Here is an 18,435-nt window from a genome sequence, read left to right as displayed (position 1 = left end):
TTATATAGAAATTGCTATAAAACACAGGAACTATGTAGGGTTTTGTGCTGGTGGTATGGGTTGCTAAGGAAAAAAGCAGTAAAGAATTAGCAAAAGAAGGGCTTCTAGCAGATATTCAAAAAATACATCAAGCTTCTAAATGCAGATATGGAGCCCCTAAAATTCACGCTGAATTAAAAGCTTTAGGCAAAAATTAAAACAGTACAAAGTGTTATGCAAGCATCGAACAGACGAAATCTGTCAAATCAGAAAGAAACACACAAATTTAAGTTTTTAGTAGTTTTCAAGTATAGTTGTACAGGGAGCGCCTTTGCAGTTATGACCGACATTTTCAATGGTGCCTAAGTGCCCGTATGCAAGCATGGTTTTGGAAGGAACGGTCAAATCATTGATGGAGTCATTTAGACTACCTCGGTTAGGAGATTGTACTATCAACCGTTCCAAGCTGAAGCGTTTCCCTATTACAAATTATATGTAGGAGTTACCATGAAAAAAGCAAAAAGTAAATTAGAAATAGTGAATCCTAATGCAGCAGGAATAGACATTGGTTCAGCTGTACACTATGTGTGTGTACCTGAAGGAAGAGATGAACAACGCGTTCAGAAATTTGGCTGCTTTACTGAAGACCTTCATAACTTAGCACAGTGGTTGAAAAAGTGTAAAGTTACAACAGTAGCTATGGAATCAACAGGAGTATATTGGATTCCTTTATTTCAAATACTTGAGTCATACAAATTCGAGGTAAGATTGGTAAATGCACGGCATGTAAAGAATGTACCTGGTAGGAAGTCTGACGTTCAAGATTGCCAATGGCTCCAACAACTGCTTAGCTACGGACTGCTTCATGGATCGTTTAGGCCAGATAATCAGATGTGTGTATTGCGCAGTTACGTGCGGCAACGCAAAAATCTCACTGAAAGTGCATCTACACATATTCTGCGTATGCAGAAGGCATTAATTCAAATGAATATACAATTACACAAGGTTATTAGTCATATTACTGGGATAACTGGTATGAAAATCATTGAAGCTATAATTGAGGGCGAAAGAGATTCTGAAAAATTGGCAGAATTCAGGGACGTGCGAATGAAAAATGATCAGTCTACTATTGCAAAAGCGTTAGCTGGTGACTATAGAGAGGAACACTTATTCACGCTAAAGTAAGAATTTGAACTATATAATATTTATCAAGAAAAAATAGCAGAATGTGATAGAAATATTGAAGCCTATTATAAAACGTTTGAAACAAAGTCTTGTGAAAGCAAACAGCTAAGTAAGCAAAAGAATAAAAATAGCAAAAGTAAGCCAAGCTTTGCTTTGTATGAGGAACTGCACCGAATAACTGGTATGGATTTCACTAAAATTCCTGGATTTGATGTATTAAGTATACAAACCATAATTTCAGAAGTTGGTATAAACCATAGTAAATGGCCAACAGAAAAGCACTTTTCATCGTGGTTGGGACTCAGTCCTGCTAATAAAGTTACAGGGGAAAAAGTGTTTAACACAAGAACACGTAAAGTCATTAACCGTGCTGCAAATGCTTTGCGAATAGCTGCTCATTCTGTAGGAAATAGTAAAAGTGCATTGGGTGCATACTACAGAAGATTGAAAAAACGACTAGGAGCACCAAAAGCAATAACAGCTACTGCAAGAAAAATGGCATGCATATTTTATAGTATGCTCAAATACGGACAGGAATATGTAGAAAAAGGAATGGAATACTATGAAACACGCTATAAAGATAGAACTGTAAAAAATTTGATCAAAAAAGCGAGCGAATTTGGCTACATATTAGTTCAACAAGAAGAGTTAGTTGAGTGAGTTTCTTAGGAGAAAATGGCATTAAAGCCAAGTTTAGACGAAGGTTCAAAAATAAAAAACAGCAAATAAGCAACCGAGTTGTGGCTCCGAACATATTGGATCAAAATTTTACTACTGATCAGCCAAATAAAGTTTGGGATTACCTACATAAAAACTAAAGAAGGTTGTTGGCGGCAATAATTGACCTATATTCACGCATGGTGGTTAATGAGTAACATGATAATTAGTTATAGATTCTTTATTGATGGCCGTTGATAAACGCAAACCCGATAAAAATCTGCTGTTACATAGCGATCAAGGGTCAGAGTATACCTCTCAAAATTACCAATTTCTATTGAATACAAAAAACATCATTTCCAGCATAAGCCATAAGGGCTGTTGTTACGATAACTCTGTTGCAGAAAAGTTCACTTAAAAGGGAGCTGCTTATTGAGAGGTTGTCCGGAAACAAGTAAAAGGCTATAATATCTGAAATTTTAGTACGTGGTAAAGATGAGAAAAAAGTATCCAACAGATCTAAGCGAAAGGGAATGGGCAAGAATAGAAAAACACTTCAGAGTATCATACAAGAAAGGAGGAAGGCCGCCAAAGTATAGCAAAAGAGAAATATTAGAAGCAATTTTCTATGTATTGCGTACAGGGTGTCAATGGCGGTATTTACCAAATGATTTTCCGCTATGGAAGACTGTGTATGAGCAGTTCAGGCAATGGAAGAAGCAGGGAATTTTTGAGAAAATGAATTATGAAATATAGTAGAAGAAAAATAGGAAGGAATGAGCAGCCGAGTGCCTGTATAGTAGATAGTCAATCTGTAAAGACTACAGAAAAGGGGGGATCAAAGGCTATGATGGAAGTAAAAAAGTAAAGGGTAGAAAAAGGCATATAATTACAGACACTCAGGGTTTTATACTAGGTTGTTACGTAGGCGCTGCTAACGAAAATGATAGAGATGGTATTAAAATAGCATTAAACAATATGAGAACAAAATATACTAAAGTTAAAAAAATGTGGGCTGACATGGGATACCAAGGAAGAAATTTAAAGAATCACATAAAGGAAGAATATGACATAGATATTGAAATTGTTAAAAGGCCTCCATGTAGATTTTGGGTGCACAAAGATACGCCACCTGAGCTACTACCAACAAGAGAACAAGGGTTTAAAGTACAGCCAAGAAGATGGGTTGTAGAAAGGACTTTTGCTTGGGTTAATAGGAATAGAAGGCTATCGAAGGAGTATGATTTACTCACAACATCCACTGAGAATTTCATATACCTAGCTATGAGTAGGGTTATGTTAAAGAGGGAATATGCTTGAATTTACTTGTTTCCGGACAACCTCTGATACTTCTCGCTCAACAAACCAGAACTGCCATATTTGAATACATAGAAATCTTTTATAACAAATAACGTAGACATTCTACTATTAACTATTGCATTCCTGCACAATTTATTCTCATGATAAAAACGTCTTAACTTTCTCTCTACTTTTTCTGGGTAAGGTCACCTCTTTAGGTGCTCCTTTTTTCTTTCTTATACACACAAAAATCATATAGAATTGTAAATACAGCTTTTTTATTCTGATGCTTTTCAATTCTATAGCTCTGGTTGTCTCTCTATTACTATTTTTCTACATTATCGTAAAAAAACTGAGCGAAAAGAAAGCAAACCTTGAGGGTAATTTATGTAAATTAGAGCAAGAACTTCAAGAAACAAAGCAAAGTTTGCTTACGAAGAATGAAGAAATAGTTGATTTAAGGGTCAAAAGAGCAGAACTTGAAGTAACTCTGCAAAAAGAACGTGAGGAAAAGAAAAAGGAAATAGAATTACTAACAAAAGCAGAGGAGAGATTAACAAACACTTTTAAAGCGCTCTCTCTTGATGCCTTGCAAGTGAACAATAATAATTTTCTGAACTTAGCGAAGGAAGTCATTGATAACAAATTAAAAGAAACGGAAAGCGATTTCAAAAAAAGACAAGCAACGATCAACGAAGTTGTAACTCCAATAAAAGAAAAATTAGAAAAATTCGATAATGAAATACGTGAGCTAGAAAAAGAGAGGGTAGGGGCCTATGAAGGTTTAAAGGAGCAAATTGGAGCGCTGATGAACCAAACTTCCAGCCTTGCTAATGCCTTGAGAAAGCCTCACATCAGAGGAAAGTGGGGTGAAATGCAGCTCAAAAGGGTGGTAGAAATAGCAGGAATGATTGAATATTGCGATTTTTTTACTCAACCGTCAGTGGTTGATAAAAACGAGGATAATTTATTGCGTCCTGATTTAATAATCAAAATGCCATCTGGAAAGCAAATAATAATAGATGCTAAAGTGCCGCTTGATTCTTACATGGATGCTATATCACAAAATGATTTGCAAATACAAAAGGAGAAATTAAAGAATCATTCCCTGGCAATAAAAAAACACATAAATGACTTGGGTAAAAAAGAGTATTGGAATCAATTTGAAAATACGCCAGAACTTGTGGTGCTTTTCTTAACAGGGGAGGGGGTTTTTAGCGCAGCACTGGAATATGAGCCTGCTTTGATAGAGATTGGAGTGGAAAAAAAAGTGATCATTGCAACACCGATCACTCTAATTGCGTTGCTGAGAGCAATAGCGTATGGATGGAAGCAAGAGATGATAGCTGAAAACGCAAAGAAAATCAGTGAACTAGGTCATATTTTATATGAGCGCATTTGCACAATGGGTGAAAACTTTGATAATTTGCGCAGGAGCTTAAAAAGTGCTGTTGATCATTATAATAAAACTGCTGGCTCTCTTGAAGTAAGGGTGTTTCCTGCTGCTCGAGAATTCAATAAGCTTGGTATACATGCAAAAAATAAAAGTTTAAGTGCTGCAAAGGAATTAGAGTCTTTACCACGCAGTTTACATACTGAGGAGCTGAAAGTAGATTAGGCATCTTAACAGGGAATGTTCAAAAAAGTGTGTCAAACCAAAAAAAAAGTAATGAATTGATATAAAAAAAATGGAGGTTTGACAATGAGTCAAAAAATAGTAAACAGAATTACCGGATTGGTAGATTATAAAGAATTAGAAACAAATATCCTGTCGTCTATACGAGAAGGAAGGCCGTTGACAGGAAGGGATGGAGCATTTACACCATTTATAAAAAGACTGCTGGAGGCAAGTTTGGAAGGTGAAATAGAAAATCACTTATTAGCTGAAAGTGAAGAGAATAATCGAAGAAATGGGAGAAATGGAAAGACTTTACGGACAAGTGCAGGTTCATTTGAGCTTTTGACGCCTAGAGATAGGGAGGGAAGCTTTGAACCCCAAATAGTCAAAAAAAGGCAAACAAACCAGAGCTTGAAACGAAGATTTTGAGCACATTTGCCAGTGGTATGGGCTATAGAGATATAGCGTCACATGTTGAGGAAATTTATGATCACAAAATGTCGGCGGCAGAGATATCAAGTATTACCGACAAATTACTGCCGGTAATCAATGAATGGCGCAGTCGTCCATTACAGTCTGTGTATCCAATAGTGTTCATGGTTTTTTAAAGTCAAAGAGGACGGACATTGTGTAAGTAAATGTATGTACAATATATTGGGCATAGACCAAAATGGCAGAAAAGAAGTATTAGGTTTTTATTTGGCTGAAAGTGAAGGAGCTAACTTCTGGTTGGGAGTACTAAATGATCTCAAAGAAAGAGGAGTAGAAGATATTCTAATTGCCTGTGTAGATGGGCTAAAAAGCTTTCCTGCAGCCATAAATAGTGTATTTCCTAATGCAGAGGTACAGCTATGTGTGGTACATCAGATACGCAATTCTCTAAAATATGTATCTAGCAAAGATGTGAAGATTTTTATGAGTGATTTGAAAAAAGTATATCAGGCTTCAAGTAGAGAAATTGCTGAAAATTATCTGCTTGAGTTGGAAGAAAAATGGGGAGAAAAATATCCACTAGTCATAAAATCCTGGCAGAATAATTGGATCCGGCTATTTCAAGTATTCTGGCCCAGTCAGGAGGCTAATTTATACTACCAATCCTATTGAGGGACTGCATAGACAGATTAGAAAATTTACTAAAACTAAGGGCTCATTTACCAGCTTGTATAAACAGGTATATTGTGCTATAAAAAAGGCAGAGCAAAATTGGACTATGGCCATACCCAATTGGGCTTTAACTATATCTCAACTTGATATCTTCTTTCCCGGCAGATTGAAAATTGACCTTACCCAGAAAAAGTAGAGAGAAAGTTTGGAATGTTTTTCACAAAGAGAATGATGAATCAAAATGCTCAGGAATGCAATAGTTAATAGTGACGTTGTTTGTTATAAAAAATTTCTATATATTCAAATATAGCAGTTTTGATATGCTGTTTAGAGTGCCGAGAGGTGTCTATTGGTAACTCCCTTTTTAGAGAACTGAAGAAGCTTTCCACAACAGAATTGTCGTAACAACAACCTTTATGACTCATCTATGTTTTTTATGGATAAGAGATATTGATAACCTTGCGAAGTATATTGTGAACCTTGATCACTATGTAATAGTAGATTTTTGGCAGGTTTACGCTTGTTAACGGCCATTAATAAAGAGTCCATAACCAATTGTTTATTTATTGAACTGCTCATTGACCAGCCAACTACCATGCGTGAATATAGATCGATTATTGTTGCCAAATATAGCCATCCTTCTTTGGTTTTTATATAAGTAATCCCATACTTTATTTGGTTGATCGACAATAAAGTTTTGGTCTAATATATTGGGAGCTACGACTCTACTGTCCGTTTGTTGTTTCTTAATTTTAAATTTTCTTCTCAATATAGCCTGAATACCATTTTTCTGCATAATACTTTGCACTGTTTTTAAGTTGCAACTTTTACCCAAAGCCTTTAATTCAGCATGAATTTTAGGAGCTCCATATCTACATTTAGAAGCTTGATATATTTTTTGAATATCTGCTAATAACTCTTTATTTGCTGATTCTCTACTGCTTATTTTCCTTGTAGTCCACTTATAGTAGCCACTAGCAGAAAACCCTACATAATTCCTGCACTTTATAGTGTTTACTATGCTCTTTTATGAAAAAATATTTTACTCTTTTTGACTGGCCAGGGCTTTTTTTAAAATGTCTCTTTCTCTTGTTACTTTTGCTAACTCTTTCTGTAAATCAAATCTCTCTTTGTCATAAGGTGCTACATCTGGAAATGCATTTGCCGCTGACTTTTTTTCGTTATATTTCTTCATCCATTTTCCTAATACACTATCCCTTATTCCTAGATCTCTTGCTACTTTTGCAACTGGTTGACCTACCTTTCTTTGTTCATTTGCCAGCTTAACAGCTTCCAATTTGAATTCTGCCGTATATTCTCTTACCATTTCTAATCCTCCAAAATTTTATTTTACCCGAAAAAACTCCTTTCTTTCTCTCCACTTTTTCTGGGTAAGGTCACTCTATTTATAGTACAGATGAAGAGAATTGGATTTATATACCAGTGCCGAAAATAGTTGACAAAGATTGTGTATACTTATTACAATTGTTTGGGTACCAGAAGTTTTTACGGCAACAAAGTATGCACTAACTATAAGTAAGGAAGACTTTAAGCAGGCAATAAAAAAAGTGAAGGAACGTTTAAAAGAGATTAAAGGAGAGAAGAAAAAGGGAATACGGCAGAAAATGAATCTTATTACAAATAGCATAAAGGGCTTTTATTCTAGTGTTAAATCGGACCTAGATTGGCAAGCCAAACGTAGTCTTATTAGGACATTAGTAAAAGAAGTCAACATTGATCTTGATAAAGTAGATGTAGTATTTAAGATCAAAGAACTTGAAAACCCCGCCCAGAATGGACAAAATCAAAAGATGGTACATTGTCTAAGGGGTCTGGGCACTGGGATGACATCTTTTTTCTTGGTACAAATTACTCTTATGTCTCAATATTTGTACAGTTGTGTTATCGGCCGTTTGATGTTTACAACGCAGGAAGTTCATACGGTTGTAAGTCAAGCGGTAGGATGACAAGATTTTGCAAGGGTATTTTTTTTATGGGAGATTAATATGGAAATTTTTCTTGATAGCGTTGATTTAAATGAAATTAAAGAACTAAAGGAGTTCATTGACGGCATAACAACTAATCCTTCTTTAATAGCAAAGTCCGGGCGTAAAGATAAATACGAGGATTTAGTGCGTGAAATATGCTCTATTATAAAAGGGCCTGTTAGTGTTGAAGTTGTTGCAGATAGCCATGAAGAGATGATCACAGAAGGTCTGAATTTAGCAAAAATTGCTGATAATGTTGTGATCAAATTACCTCTTACACATGAAGGATTAATTTCTTGTAAAAAGTTGTGGACAGAGCATAAAATACCTGTTAACATCACATTATGTTTTTCTCCTGGACAAGCACTGCTTGCCGCTAAGGTCGGTGCTTGTTTTATTTCCCCCTTTGTTGGTCGCCTTGATGATATAAGCTATGATGGCTTATCGCTAATAGAAGATATATGTACTATATATTCTAATTACGGTTTTGATACTAAAGTTCTTGTTGCATCAGTGAGAAGCCCAGCGCATGTAATAGAAGCTGCAAGGCTTGGTGCTGATTCAATTACTGTGTCAGCAAAAGTACTTAGACAATTAATTAATCACCCACTTACTGACCAAGGACTAGCAATATTTGAAAAAGACTGGGGTGTAAAATAATAAACGGTTACAAATGAACATAAAAATTGGCGTATCCGTTCAGGCAATGGCGTCAACTTAAGAGCCTTCATTAGCAAACTCTCCTAAAGACATGATGGCGTTTGCTACCTTATTGCGGCTGCCCTGGTCGAATTTTAACTTTATAGCTAACCCAAGAAAGGTTTCCCTACATCATACCGCCGAGGCGCTAACGAGTAGCGGAATGACGAATTTGTTGTTTTTCAAATTGTAGGTAAACCTAAAGCTATAGAAAAAAAGAAGAACCAGTTTCTTAGTTTTTCATTGACATAATCCACTCCATATGCCATAATAAAATTTTATATCTTGGAGAAGGAAATGACATTAAGGTTAATACTACAAGAAGTCAACAGTAGTCCAGATCTGAGTAAGGAAAATTTAATTGATAGAATTAAAGATAAGCTGCAGCAGGAAAATCAACTTATATATGATGAGTGGAAAAAAAGCGAATTTGATATAAATTACACGTTTATAGTGCTCAAGTGCAATTTATTACTTATAGCAGCTGAAAATGGCTATGAAAAAGTAGTAAGATACTTAACAAAAAACGGAGCTAATGTTAATGTACAAGATGAATGGGAAAAAACCTCCTTACATTATTCTGCTCAGCATGGGCATGCACAAGTAGTAGAAGTTTTGCTAGAAGAAGGAGCAGACGTTAATGCACAAAATGAAGATAAAGGGACTCCTTTGCATTATGCAGCTTATAGTGGTCATATAGAAGTAGTAAAACATCTTATAAAAAAAGAGGCAGATGTTAATGTAGTGGACAGATATGGAAGAAGTCCTTTACATTATGCTGCTGAGAATGGATACACACAAGTAGTAGAAGTTTTGCTAGAAGAGGGAGCAGACGTTAATGCACAAGATAAAGACGGAAGAACTCCTTTATATTATGCTGTTTATTACACTCATGGTGAACATCCAAGACTAAATTATCAACATCCAAAAGTAGCGAAACTTCTGCTAAATTATGGTGCAGATCCATCATTTATTCATAGACCTAAAGCTATAACAGCAGGAATTACTGTAGGTATATTAGCTGCCATTGTTGCTCCATTAGCACTCATTTATGCTACTGCATTACCTGCACTAGCAATAGTTGGAATTACTGTGGCATCTGCACTGATCGTTGGTGGAATTTCCTATGGGGTTGCATATAAGTCATCAGAGCATTCATTAAACAGTAAGCTAAGTGAGGTTAGATGCAGTAACATAGGTGGACAGACTACAGCTCCTAATTCACCACAGTAACCGCGCCGTGGCAGTGTTTGTACTTCTTTCCAGAATTACAAGGGCACTTGTCGTTTCTTGAGACTTTGGGAAGTCTGCTATTTCTAGCAGAATGTAATCTATTGCCTATCTCTTGGTTGTCTGCCAACTTAAAGTGCGCTAGGCGATGAATGGTGAGTTCCTTCCATTTTTCAAGCATCGACTCAAACATCAAGAAAGCTTCGCGTTTAAATTCATTCAGTGGATCTTTCTGCCCCATAGCACGTAAGCTTATGCTTTGTCTTAGGCTCTCTAGAACTGAAAGGTGTTCCCTCCATAAATGATCAAGTGTCATTATCATCATTTGCTTCACGATCGTATTCCACAAATCTGTAGTGTGCTGACTGTTGAAATATTTTTCTTTCTCAGTAAAAAATTCTTGTATCTTATCATTTACATAATTCAAAGCTTCTTGTTTATTCAAAAACTTTGCCAAGTCTTCTTTATCAAGCGTTGTTCCATACCTTGTATGAAATTCTTTGACTATATCTTCAATATAATCCTCATAATAGCCACTTTGGATTATACCTTCTACTACGCTCTCATTTACTTCGCTATACACTTCAAACAAATCATTAATTTCGTTGCCTAAGATATTGTTTCTCTGCTTAAAAATAACTTTACGTTGGTTATTGATTACGTCATCAAACTTAAGTAGAGATTTCCGCACGTCATAGTTTCTAGCTTCAACTTTCTTTTGCGCTTTCTCGAGTGCCTTATTGATCCATGGATGATGAATAGCTTCGTTATTCTTTAACCCTACTTTTTGTAAAAAGCTTCTCATTCTATCAGAACCAAATATTCTCATTAGGTCATCTTCGAGCGATAAAAAGAACTTAGAAAGTCCAGGATCCCCCTGACGACCAGAACGGCCGCGTAATTGATCATCTATTCTCCTGCTTTCATGTCTTTCGGTTCCAACCACACATAAACCACCAGCTTTTATAGCAATTTCCTTATCTTTTTTTACTCTTTCAACTATTTCTTGGTATTTTTTTTCTCTTTCATCAGCATTTTTTATCTTCTTTAGCTCCACCTTTGCAATCATTTCAGCATTTCCACCAAGCTGAATATCAGTTCCACGTCCTGCCATGTTAGTTGCTATAGTGATACTACCTGGCACTCCAGCTTGCGCTATTATGTACGCCTCTTGTTCATGATAACGAGCATTCAATACTGAATGCTTAAGAGAATGGCTTTGCAAAAGCGCAGAAAGCTTCTCAGAGTTTTCGATGCTCACCGTGCCAACAAGGACCGGTTGAAGGCGTTTGTAGCATTCTTCTATAAACTTCAACACAGCATTAAATTTTTCCTTTTCTGTACCGTAAATTTCATCATCAATATCAACTCTTTTTACAGGTACATTGGTTGGAATTTTTACTACATTTAATCTGTATATATCACGAAACTCTTCTGCCTCTGTTGCTGCTGTTCCCGTCATTCCGGAAAGTTTATTGTACATACGAAAGTAATTCTGAAATGTGACCGATGCTAAAGTTTGGTTTTCATGCTGAATTTCAAGATTCTCCTTCGCTTCAAGTGCCTGATGAAGACCATCGGAATATCTCCTGCCCTCCATCATACGCCCAGTAAATTCATCAATAATCACTACCTTGCCATCCTTTACTATATAATCTTTATCAGCAGTAAACAGCTTATATGCACGTAATGCTTGGTCTATATAATGAGTCATTATCATGCTGTCAGTATCATAGAGCGAGGAATTTTCAGGAATGAGATTGTATGACCTTAGTAGTTCCTCCACTCGTGAAATACCATCTTCAGTCAAGAATACCGTTCTACCTTTTTCATCTACTTCATAATCGGAGTCAACTAATTTAGTTACTATTTTATTGATATGCTTATATATCTGATTGTTTTCCTCAACCGGGCCAGAAATAATAAGCGGAGTGCGAGCTTCATCAATGAGTATTGAGTCCACTTCATCAACTATTCCGTAGTGAAAGCCTCTCTGAACCATGTCTTCTTGAGAAAATTTCATATTGTCTCGCAGGTAATCAAAGGCAAGCTCGTTATTTGTGGAATACACGATATCTGCACTGTAAGCCTCTTTCCTCTCTTCGTCTGTCAAGTTATTCGTAATAAACGCAACAGAAACCCCAAGAGAATTATATAATTTGCTCATCCACTCTGTGTCTCGTTTTGCAAGGTAGTCGTTAACAGTTACGACATGTACGCCTTTCCCTTCTAAGGAATTTAGATATGCTGCTAAAGTTGCAACGAGTGTCTTTCCCTCTCCTGTTTTCATTTCTGATATCATGCCATTGTGGAGCACCATTCCACCAATCAGTTGAACATCAAAGTGCCTCATGTTAAGAAACCTTCGAGAGGCTTCACGCACAACTGCAAATGCAGGTACGAGAAGATCATTTAACGTTTTCCCATTTTTCAATTCTCGTTTGAATTCTTCAGTTTTACCAGCAAGCTCCTCATCAGATAAGCTCTGCATTTCTGTTTCTAATGCATTTATTTGCTGAACAATTTTCCTAAAGGATTTTATTATCTTCTTGTTTGTGGAACCAAATATCTTTCTTATAAAAAAGAATGACAACGTAAAAATGAAAAATATAAGAATGGCTGTCAAAATTAGCGGAGAATCTAGCATAAACTTAAGTAACGTCTTATTTAATATGAGATTATATTACTAAATGCAGCCTACAGCAATTACATATTAGATTTGGGGAGTCTTTGGAAAGTCTTTTTTAAATCAAGAATTAAGAGTTTGCCAGGCAATTCCTACCCTCGAAGGCCTTTCTATCAACACATAAAGACTCTATTGCATTATTTTAGGTGTTTGGTAATCTTTAATTCTAGATCAAACAAATTTATAGCAGCCTGTATGAGGTAACTAGTTATGCACGGTAATATCTACCAGCTAAAGGTATTGATGCTATTTTTGCATCGAGGAGTGCTCTATCAGCACTCTTTTCGCTTAGGTACAGAAATAGAAGAGGCCAGAAAGTTCGATGATTTAGTATTTGAATGTACCCAAGGTAGTAAGAAAGTATACCGTTTTTTGCAGGCTAAACACACACAAGATGAAGATAACAAGAAAATTGGAGTAGGGAACTTACTTACAAAAGATAAAAGTGGTGAGTTTGGATTAGCAAAGTATTTTGTTTCTTACCTAAAGATCAAAAATAATCAAGATTTTGCAGATGGTAACCTGAAAGATTTTATTATCTGTACTAATATCGATTTTGATCTGGATCAAAGCACAGCACGAAACACAGTGAAGAAGTTGAAGGTAAAAACTTTAGGACCAAACGAGGAAATAGAAATTTTAGTTGAAGTAATCGACACTAGTGATGTCTTTTTTAAAGATGGTGGCACTAGATATAAGTTCTCTTATATTCACAATAACATGATTTCAGTAGTGCAACCAGCATTTGAAAGTGCTGTAGAAGAAGCGATGGAAGAATTAGAAGAGGAGATAAAAAAACTCCAAAACAAGCCAGATCAGAACTCAAAAAGGAAATTGGAAAGAAATCAGACGTGGCAACGTGAATTTGGACGAATGATGAATGAAGGTAGGTTGGAAGACAATATAAAAGAATTTTTTGATAAGTTAGTATTTGCAGTAAATCAGCCTAACGAGATAAAACTAGCAGAGATCATTAAGAATGAGCTGGGCGAGCAATTTAATGATATTGACAGAAAAAATGTTTATGCTCGCTTCCAAGAAAAAATGCTAGATTGGATGAAAGAAAAAGGGAGACGTTTTCTTACACATGAAGACGGAAGAGAATTCTTTCGCAAGATGAAAGAAGAAATCTTAGAGGTTGTCCACAAACCAGTAAATCAAGCATATTCCCTACTTAACATAACTTTACTCATAGCCAGATATATGAAACTTTCAGTAGATGTTGTAAGTAAATCGTACTCCTTTGATAGCCTTCTATTTCTATTGATCCAAGCAAAAGTCCTCTCTACCACCCACCTTCTCGGCTGTACTGAAAATCCAGGATCCCGTTGTGGCAATAGTTCTAGTGGTGTATCTTTATGCACCCAAAACCTACATGGAGGCCTTTTGACAATTTCAATATCTATCCCATATTCTCTCTTTACGTAATCCTTTAAATATTTTCCTTGGTATCCCATATCAGCCCACATTTTCTTAATATTGCTGTATTTTTCCTTCATATCGTCCAATGCCATCTTCACCCCATCTCTGTCATTTTCGCTTGCAGCTCCTACATAGCAACCAAGCACAAATCCTTGAGTATCTGTGATTATATGTCTTTTTCTCCCCTTTACCTTTTTCGCACCATCATAACCTTTGACCCCCCTTTTTCCGTGGTTTTTACCGATTGACTGTCCACTATGCATGCGCTCGGCTCCTCATTTCTTCCCATTTTTGACCTACTATATTTAGTGATATCATAGTTCATTTTCTCAAAAATTCCCTGCTTCTTCCATCTTCTAAACTGTTCATGCACAGCCTTCCACGGCGGAAAATCGTGTGGTAAATAGCACCATTGACATCCTGTGCGCAGTATATAAAGAATTGCATTTACTATCTCACACTTACTGTATTTTGGTGGCCTTCCTCCTTTCTTGTACGATACTCTGAAGTGTTTTTCTATTCTTGCCCATTCCCTTTTACTTAAATCTGTTGGATATTTTTTCCTCATCTCTTACCTCAATATTCTTTCTTTATATACTACGTATTCCTTGGTTTGTGGACAACCTCTAAACCTAATATGGGTTTAACAAATTGGCGTAAAGCACCTAAGGGAAAAATCTTTTTTTCTGACACGCAAGTAGCAAAAAATGAAATTGCTCAGCTAAACAGGATAGTAAATATGTATATAGATTATGCAGAGTTTCAAGCTGCTAGAGGTAAAGTAATGTATATGAAGGATTGGAAAGAGAAACTTGATGCATTTCTAAAATTTAATGAGCAAGATATATTGCAGAGTTATGGCAAAGTTTCTCATGAAGTGGCAATTACCTTAGCTACAAAAGAATATGAGATATTTAGAAAAACACAGGATAAGTCGTACAAATCAGACTTTGATAAATTGATAGAAGAAAAGAAAAGTCTTGATCAAAAAAGTGTAAAAGCTCAGGGCTAAATCTCATAAAAATAAAGAAATCAAGAAGAGGTAAAAATTGCTTTATATTGTTTCTTCTAAGCATTTATCTTTCATTTCTTTTGCCAGATAGCTTGAAAGAGGTGCATATGAGCTGAAAAATATCAAGTTAGTTTCCTAAATAAAACCTTCATACAAATTTTTTCTTTACAATGAATAAAAATGACGTTAAACTTACACGTAAGTTTATTTGCACCAATGAAATCATTAAGAGTACCTTTCATTTGCCTTTTAAAGGGTGTTACAAGCGTTAGTTAGGTCAGGGTATTTCTATCCTCAGATCATAGAATCGTCTTAAAACGCAATTACGGGCCATTTGTTTTTATTTGTCTTTCATTTCTTTTATCAGATAACTTTGAAAGAGAGCTTTAGCCACACACACATATCCATAGCTTATTATTATTGTAAGTAAAAGGGAAACGAACAGAGTAGTATGTTTTAAAGTCATACTACTTATTATTATTATATAATAATAGGGGTTATTTTGAAAACTGAAAATCGAACAAAGTCCTCTATATTCCTACCATCTTGCCTTCTTGTTCAGACTGCAGTCTCAAAATCTAAAGATGCTCTTAAACTATTGAAAATCTGGTATTTTTTTAATTATTAACAAATTCTGACTTCGTAGACTGAGCAGAATCTGAACAAAATTGGCCAAGACTGAAAACTGAAATATTTAAGCAGTAAAGGATTTTGGTAAAAAAGTTTAGATATCTAAAATTTGATCATTATAAACCCAAACATTTGGATTTTCTTCTAGAACAATATCCCCATACTCCGGTGATTTATAATCAGTAGGTAAAATTTTCTCATAAACTGTAACATTCTTGTTTAGTTGACTGTCAAATCAAGCAGAGAGTGTTACTGTTAACTCTACAAATGGGGAATTTTATCCAATTTATAACATTGAAAATGGGATGCTGATAGAACATTCACCACCTCCACAAGCAAATATAGTAACCACAGCTCTTGCCCGTTATGACAAAGAGGCAAATGGTTCCTACGTTGTAAATGGCCTTGAAGTAATGTTTTTGCAAAAGGAAGAAGAGGGCAAAAAGCAAGTATTCGTGATTAATGAGGGTAAAGCTCATGTTGATGGTTATGAGATTGAGTTACCTCACAGTATTCGTGTTTCTTTTGATGAAGATCCGAATATAAAATCAGTTGAATCAGAACCACACACTTTTCAGCCAAATAGCCAAAGAGTAATGGAACTTAAAGTTAATGATTTTCCAATCAGTGAAATTAAAAAAGTAGATATCACTGTTCAAAAAACCATTACCATTACTCATGGTTCATATTCTGGAGCTATTGATCCGATACCTGACTCTGCAGTACTTGAGATTATTCAAATTAAACAAGGCAATGTTATTTATGAAAACAGTATAGATTACAAACTAAACGCAGGAAATGTTGATTGGTCACTACCAGGAAAAGAACCAGCACCTGGAAGTAGTTACCTGATAACCTATCGCTGTCGCACTCATGTAAGCCCTGAAGATATAAGTGAAGAAGGGTGTAAAGTAAAAGGAGCAGTTGATAATAGTCTGGTTTTGATTGATTATACCTGGAAAATGCCACGCTATGATTTAATTACTATCGATAGCAAAGGAGTGGTAAGGAGAATAAAAGGAATTTCCCACTCTTGGAAACCATCGATGCCTCAAGCACCTTCTGGACAACTTTTGCTCTGCTACATTCATCAGACATGGAAAAACGGAGAAAAAGAAGGGGTAAAAATAGTGAATAATGCTATTCATGCTGTACCGATGAATGAGCTTGAAGCAATGAAAAAAGGAATAAATGATCTTTATGCGCTGGTTGCACAGGAACGTCTACGCAGTGATGCAAATTCAAGAGAACCTACTACCAAAAAAGGAGTATTTGTAGATCCGTTCTTTGATGATGATATGCGTGATCAAGGAATTTCACAATCTGCAGCAATAGTAAATAGGGAGCTGATATTGCCGATAAACGTAGAAATCATTGATATTGAAAGAGGTAGAGAACCTTATCTTTTACCTTATAAACTTGAACCGGTACTGGAGCAGCTTTTACAGACTAAAGGAGAAAAGATTAATCCATATCAAGCTTTTGATCCAGTTCCGGCACAAATTACTCTAAATAAAAACATTGACCACTGGACAGAGGTTACCACTAATTGGAAAAGTCCAGTAACCAGAGTATTTAATGTTAAAGAAACAACAGAATTGCTGTCAAGTACTTCATACGAAGCTGAATTTATGAGAGAAGCAGTACAAGATTTTGAAATTGAAGGTTTTGAGCTAGGTGAAAGGCTTAAAGAAGTAAAATTTGACGGCATCATTATCCAACCTATGTAAAAATAAAAAGAAAAAAAGTGGAAAATCAAGGACAAATAAGTGGAAAAATAAAAATCCCAGCAAATATTCCAGCAGGTACTAAATTAGTACAGTTTTGTGGTGATAAAGGAAGCTATGGAGAAGCAACGTACACTGGTAAAAAACTATTACCATAGAAGAGAGAAGAAGAGTTATCGCAGCAAGAAGAGTTGATCCTTTAGCACAAACATTTACTTTAAATGAGAGCAGACACATAGGGGGTCTAGATTTATGGTTCACAAACAGCGGCAAAAAACGTGTTGTTGTGCAGATTAGAGAAACAGCAGTGGGAATGCCCTCGCAGACTGTTATTGCTGAAAGCTATATTGAGCCGAAAGATATAAAAGTAGATGGCACAGCAACACGTATAGAATGGTCGCCAGTGTTTTGCCATGCAGGAGAGGAGTATGCAATAGTGCTACTCACTGATGATGCAGATACTGCAGTAAAAATAGCAGAACTTGGCAAATATGATGCAGTAAATAGCCGTTGGGTAACAAGCCAGCCATATCAAGTAGGAGTATTACTGTCGTCTAGCAATGCAAGTACGTGGACTCCACATCAAAATTTAGATTTAACGTTTCGATTACTAGCTGCAAAATTTAGCGAAAGTTCTCACGTTATTGATCTGGGCAAAGTTACTGCAAATAACGTATCAGATTTAATTGTTTTGACGAACGTCGAAAAAGTAGCATTTGATACCAATGTAGAATTTATCTTAACAGATGAAGAGGGAAAAGAGAACTTTTTGTCTGATAATTTGCCATTTGCACTGCGTGAAAGATTATCTGGAGAGCTAACGGTAAAAGCAAGCCTAAAAGGAGGGCGAGAAAAAAGTCCAGTGCTATATCCTGGGTTACAGCTAGTTATGGGCAATCTTTCAGAGTCTGGGGATTATGTTACAAGAAGCATTACAGCAGGAGCTAACACCAAGATCACCATAACATATGATGCGCTAATACCTGGCACTGCAGATGTAAAAGCATATGTGCAAAAAAATGTGGATTGGCAATTAGTAAATTTAACATCAGGAAAACCAATTGGAGAAAATTGGGTAGAGAGAGTCCACATACTGACAAACTTTAATGGCAATGAGACAAGGATAAAATTGGTTTTAAGTGGAACAGTTGTCTATCGTCCTAAAGTCAAAAATTTGCGAGTGATTATTACTTGAATCA

At 35.9% G+C, this 18,435-nt stretch carries 12 protein-coding genes and 7 pseudogenes; 13 read left to right on the top strand and 6 right to left on the bottom strand.

Annotation, left to right across the window (positions count from 1 at the left end; genetic code table 11):
• Positions 1–44 precede the first annotated feature (44 nt).
• From AAGD70_RS07825 to AAGD70_RS07810, 7 genes and pseudogenes are all read left to right on the top strand, one after another.
• Positions 45–197: an IS3 family transposase gene (locus tag AAGD70_RS07825; RefSeq protein ID WP_146038203.1), complete on the top strand. Its 153-nt coding sequence runs from the start codon at positions 45–47 to the stop codon at positions 195–197.
• Positions 198–486: 289 nt separating this feature from the next.
• A pseudogene (locus AAGD70_RS05070) lies at positions 487–1,824 on the top strand (IS110 family transposase).
• A gap of 244 nt (positions 1,825–2,068) precedes the next feature.
• Positions 2,069–2,239 (top strand): DDE-type integrase/transposase/recombinase, encoded by a 171-nt coding sequence (locus AAGD70_RS07820; protein WP_082941434.1) that lies wholly within the window; start codon positions 2,069–2,071, stop codon positions 2,237–2,239.
• A 77-nt stretch (positions 2,240–2,316) separates the two neighbouring features.
• Positions 2,317–3,141 (top strand): annotated as a pseudogene (locus AAGD70_RS05065) (IS5-like element ISWpi1 family transposase).
• Between the two features lie 265 nt (positions 3,142–3,406).
• Positions 3,407–4,738: a DNA recombination protein RmuC gene (rmuC, locus tag AAGD70_RS05060; protein WP_065095210.1), complete on the top strand. Its 1,332-nt coding sequence runs from the start codon at positions 3,407–3,409 to the stop codon at positions 4,736–4,738.
• 84 nt (positions 4,739–4,822) lie between these two features.
• Positions 4,823–5,346 (top strand): annotated as a pseudogene (locus tag AAGD70_RS07815) (transposase).
• Between the two features lie 34 nt (positions 5,347–5,380).
• Positions 5,381–6,038, top strand: a pseudogene (locus AAGD70_RS07810) (IS256 family transposase).
• Positions 6,039–6,102: 64 nt separating this feature from the next.
• On the opposite strand, the gene AAGD70_RS07805 reads toward AAGD70_RS07810, so the two are convergent.
• From AAGD70_RS07805 to AAGD70_RS05040, 4 genes and pseudogenes are all read right to left on the bottom strand, one after another.
• The gene (locus AAGD70_RS07805) at positions 6,103–6,267 is read right to left on the bottom strand and encodes an IS3 family transposase (protein WP_081600772.1); all 165 of its coding nucleotides are present in this window, start codon (positions 6,265–6,267) and stop codon (positions 6,103–6,105) included.
• Complete coding sequence (locus tag AAGD70_RS05050) at positions 6,257–6,532, bottom strand: DDE-type integrase/transposase/recombinase (RefSeq protein WP_082942384.1); 276 nt, start codon at positions 6,530–6,532, stop codon at positions 6,257–6,259. Before AAGD70_RS05050 ends, AAGD70_RS07805 begins: the two co-directional genes overlap by 11 nt.
• 124 nt (positions 6,533–6,656) lie before the next feature.
• Positions 6,657–6,737, bottom strand: a pseudogene (locus tag AAGD70_RS05045) (hypothetical protein); the annotation flags it as partial.
• Positions 6,738–6,884: 147 nt separating this feature from the next.
• Positions 6,885–7,169, bottom strand: a complete 285-nt coding sequence (locus tag AAGD70_RS05040; protein WP_041573518.1) for a transposase — start codon at positions 7,167–7,169, stop codon at positions 6,885–6,887.
• 139 nt (positions 7,170–7,308) lie between these two features.
• On the opposite strand from AAGD70_RS05040, the gene AAGD70_RS05035 reads away from it, so the two are divergent.
• The 3 genes from AAGD70_RS05035 (at position 7,309) to AAGD70_RS05025 (ending at position 9,762) form a co-directional block, all read left to right on the top strand.
• A complete protein-coding gene (locus AAGD70_RS05035; protein ID WP_245611081.1) occupies positions 7,309–7,809 on the top strand; it encodes a hypothetical protein in 501 nt (166 codons plus the stop codon).
• Between the two features lie 39 nt (positions 7,810–7,848).
• On the top strand, positions 7,849–8,490 hold the full coding sequence (fsa, locus tag AAGD70_RS05030; RefSeq protein ID WP_065095095.1) for a fructose-6-phosphate aldolase: 642 nt from the start codon (positions 7,849–7,851) through the stop codon (positions 8,488–8,490).
• 336 nt (positions 8,491–8,826) lie between these two features.
• Positions 8,827–9,762, top strand: a complete 936-nt coding sequence (locus tag AAGD70_RS05025) for an ankyrin repeat domain-containing protein (protein WP_065095415.1) — start codon at positions 8,827–8,829, stop codon at positions 9,760–9,762.
• On the opposite strand, the gene secA is transcribed toward AAGD70_RS05025, so the two are convergent.
• Both secA and AAGD70_RS05015 read right to left on the bottom strand, forming a co-directional pair.
• Positions 9,746–12,406, bottom strand: a complete 2,661-nt coding sequence (gene secA / locus AAGD70_RS05020; protein WP_065095097.1) for a preprotein translocase subunit SecA — start codon at positions 12,404–12,406, stop codon at positions 9,746–9,748. The genes AAGD70_RS05025 and secA overlap by 17 nt on opposite strands.
• A gap of 1,196 nt (positions 12,407–13,602) precedes the next feature.
• Positions 13,603–14,435 (bottom strand): IS5 family transposase gene (locus AAGD70_RS05015; protein WP_341814070.1). Its coding sequence is split into 2 segments (ribosomal slippage): positions 13,603–14,069 and positions 14,069–14,435, totalling 834 coding nucleotides; the frame shifts between segments, so codons are not numbered across the junction.
• 69 nt (positions 14,436–14,504) lie between these two features.
• Here AAGD70_RS05015 and rhuM point away from each other — a divergent pair.
• From rhuM to AAGD70_RS05000, 3 genes and pseudogenes are all read left to right on the top strand, one after another.
• On the top strand, positions 14,505–14,879 hold the full coding sequence (gene rhuM, locus AAGD70_RS05010) for a RhuM family protein (protein WP_341814069.1): 375 nt from the start codon (positions 14,505–14,507) through the stop codon (positions 14,877–14,879).
• 890 nt (positions 14,880–15,769) lie between these two features.
• Positions 15,770–17,239, top strand: a pseudogene (locus AAGD70_RS05005) (DUF4815 domain-containing protein); the annotation flags it as partial.
• Between the two features lie 17 nt (positions 17,240–17,256).
• Positions 17,257–18,431, top strand: a pseudogene (locus AAGD70_RS05000) (hypothetical protein).
• Positions 18,432–18,435: the final 4 nt, after the last annotated feature.

It is taken from the genome of Wolbachia endosymbiont (group A) of Nomada flava, from assembly GCF_964027055.1.
In the GTDB taxonomy this organism is placed as follows: Bacteria; Pseudomonadota; Alphaproteobacteria; order Rickettsiales; family Anaplasmataceae; genus Wolbachia; species Wolbachia pipientis.
This window is presented reverse-complemented; position numbering and strand designations above follow the sequence as displayed.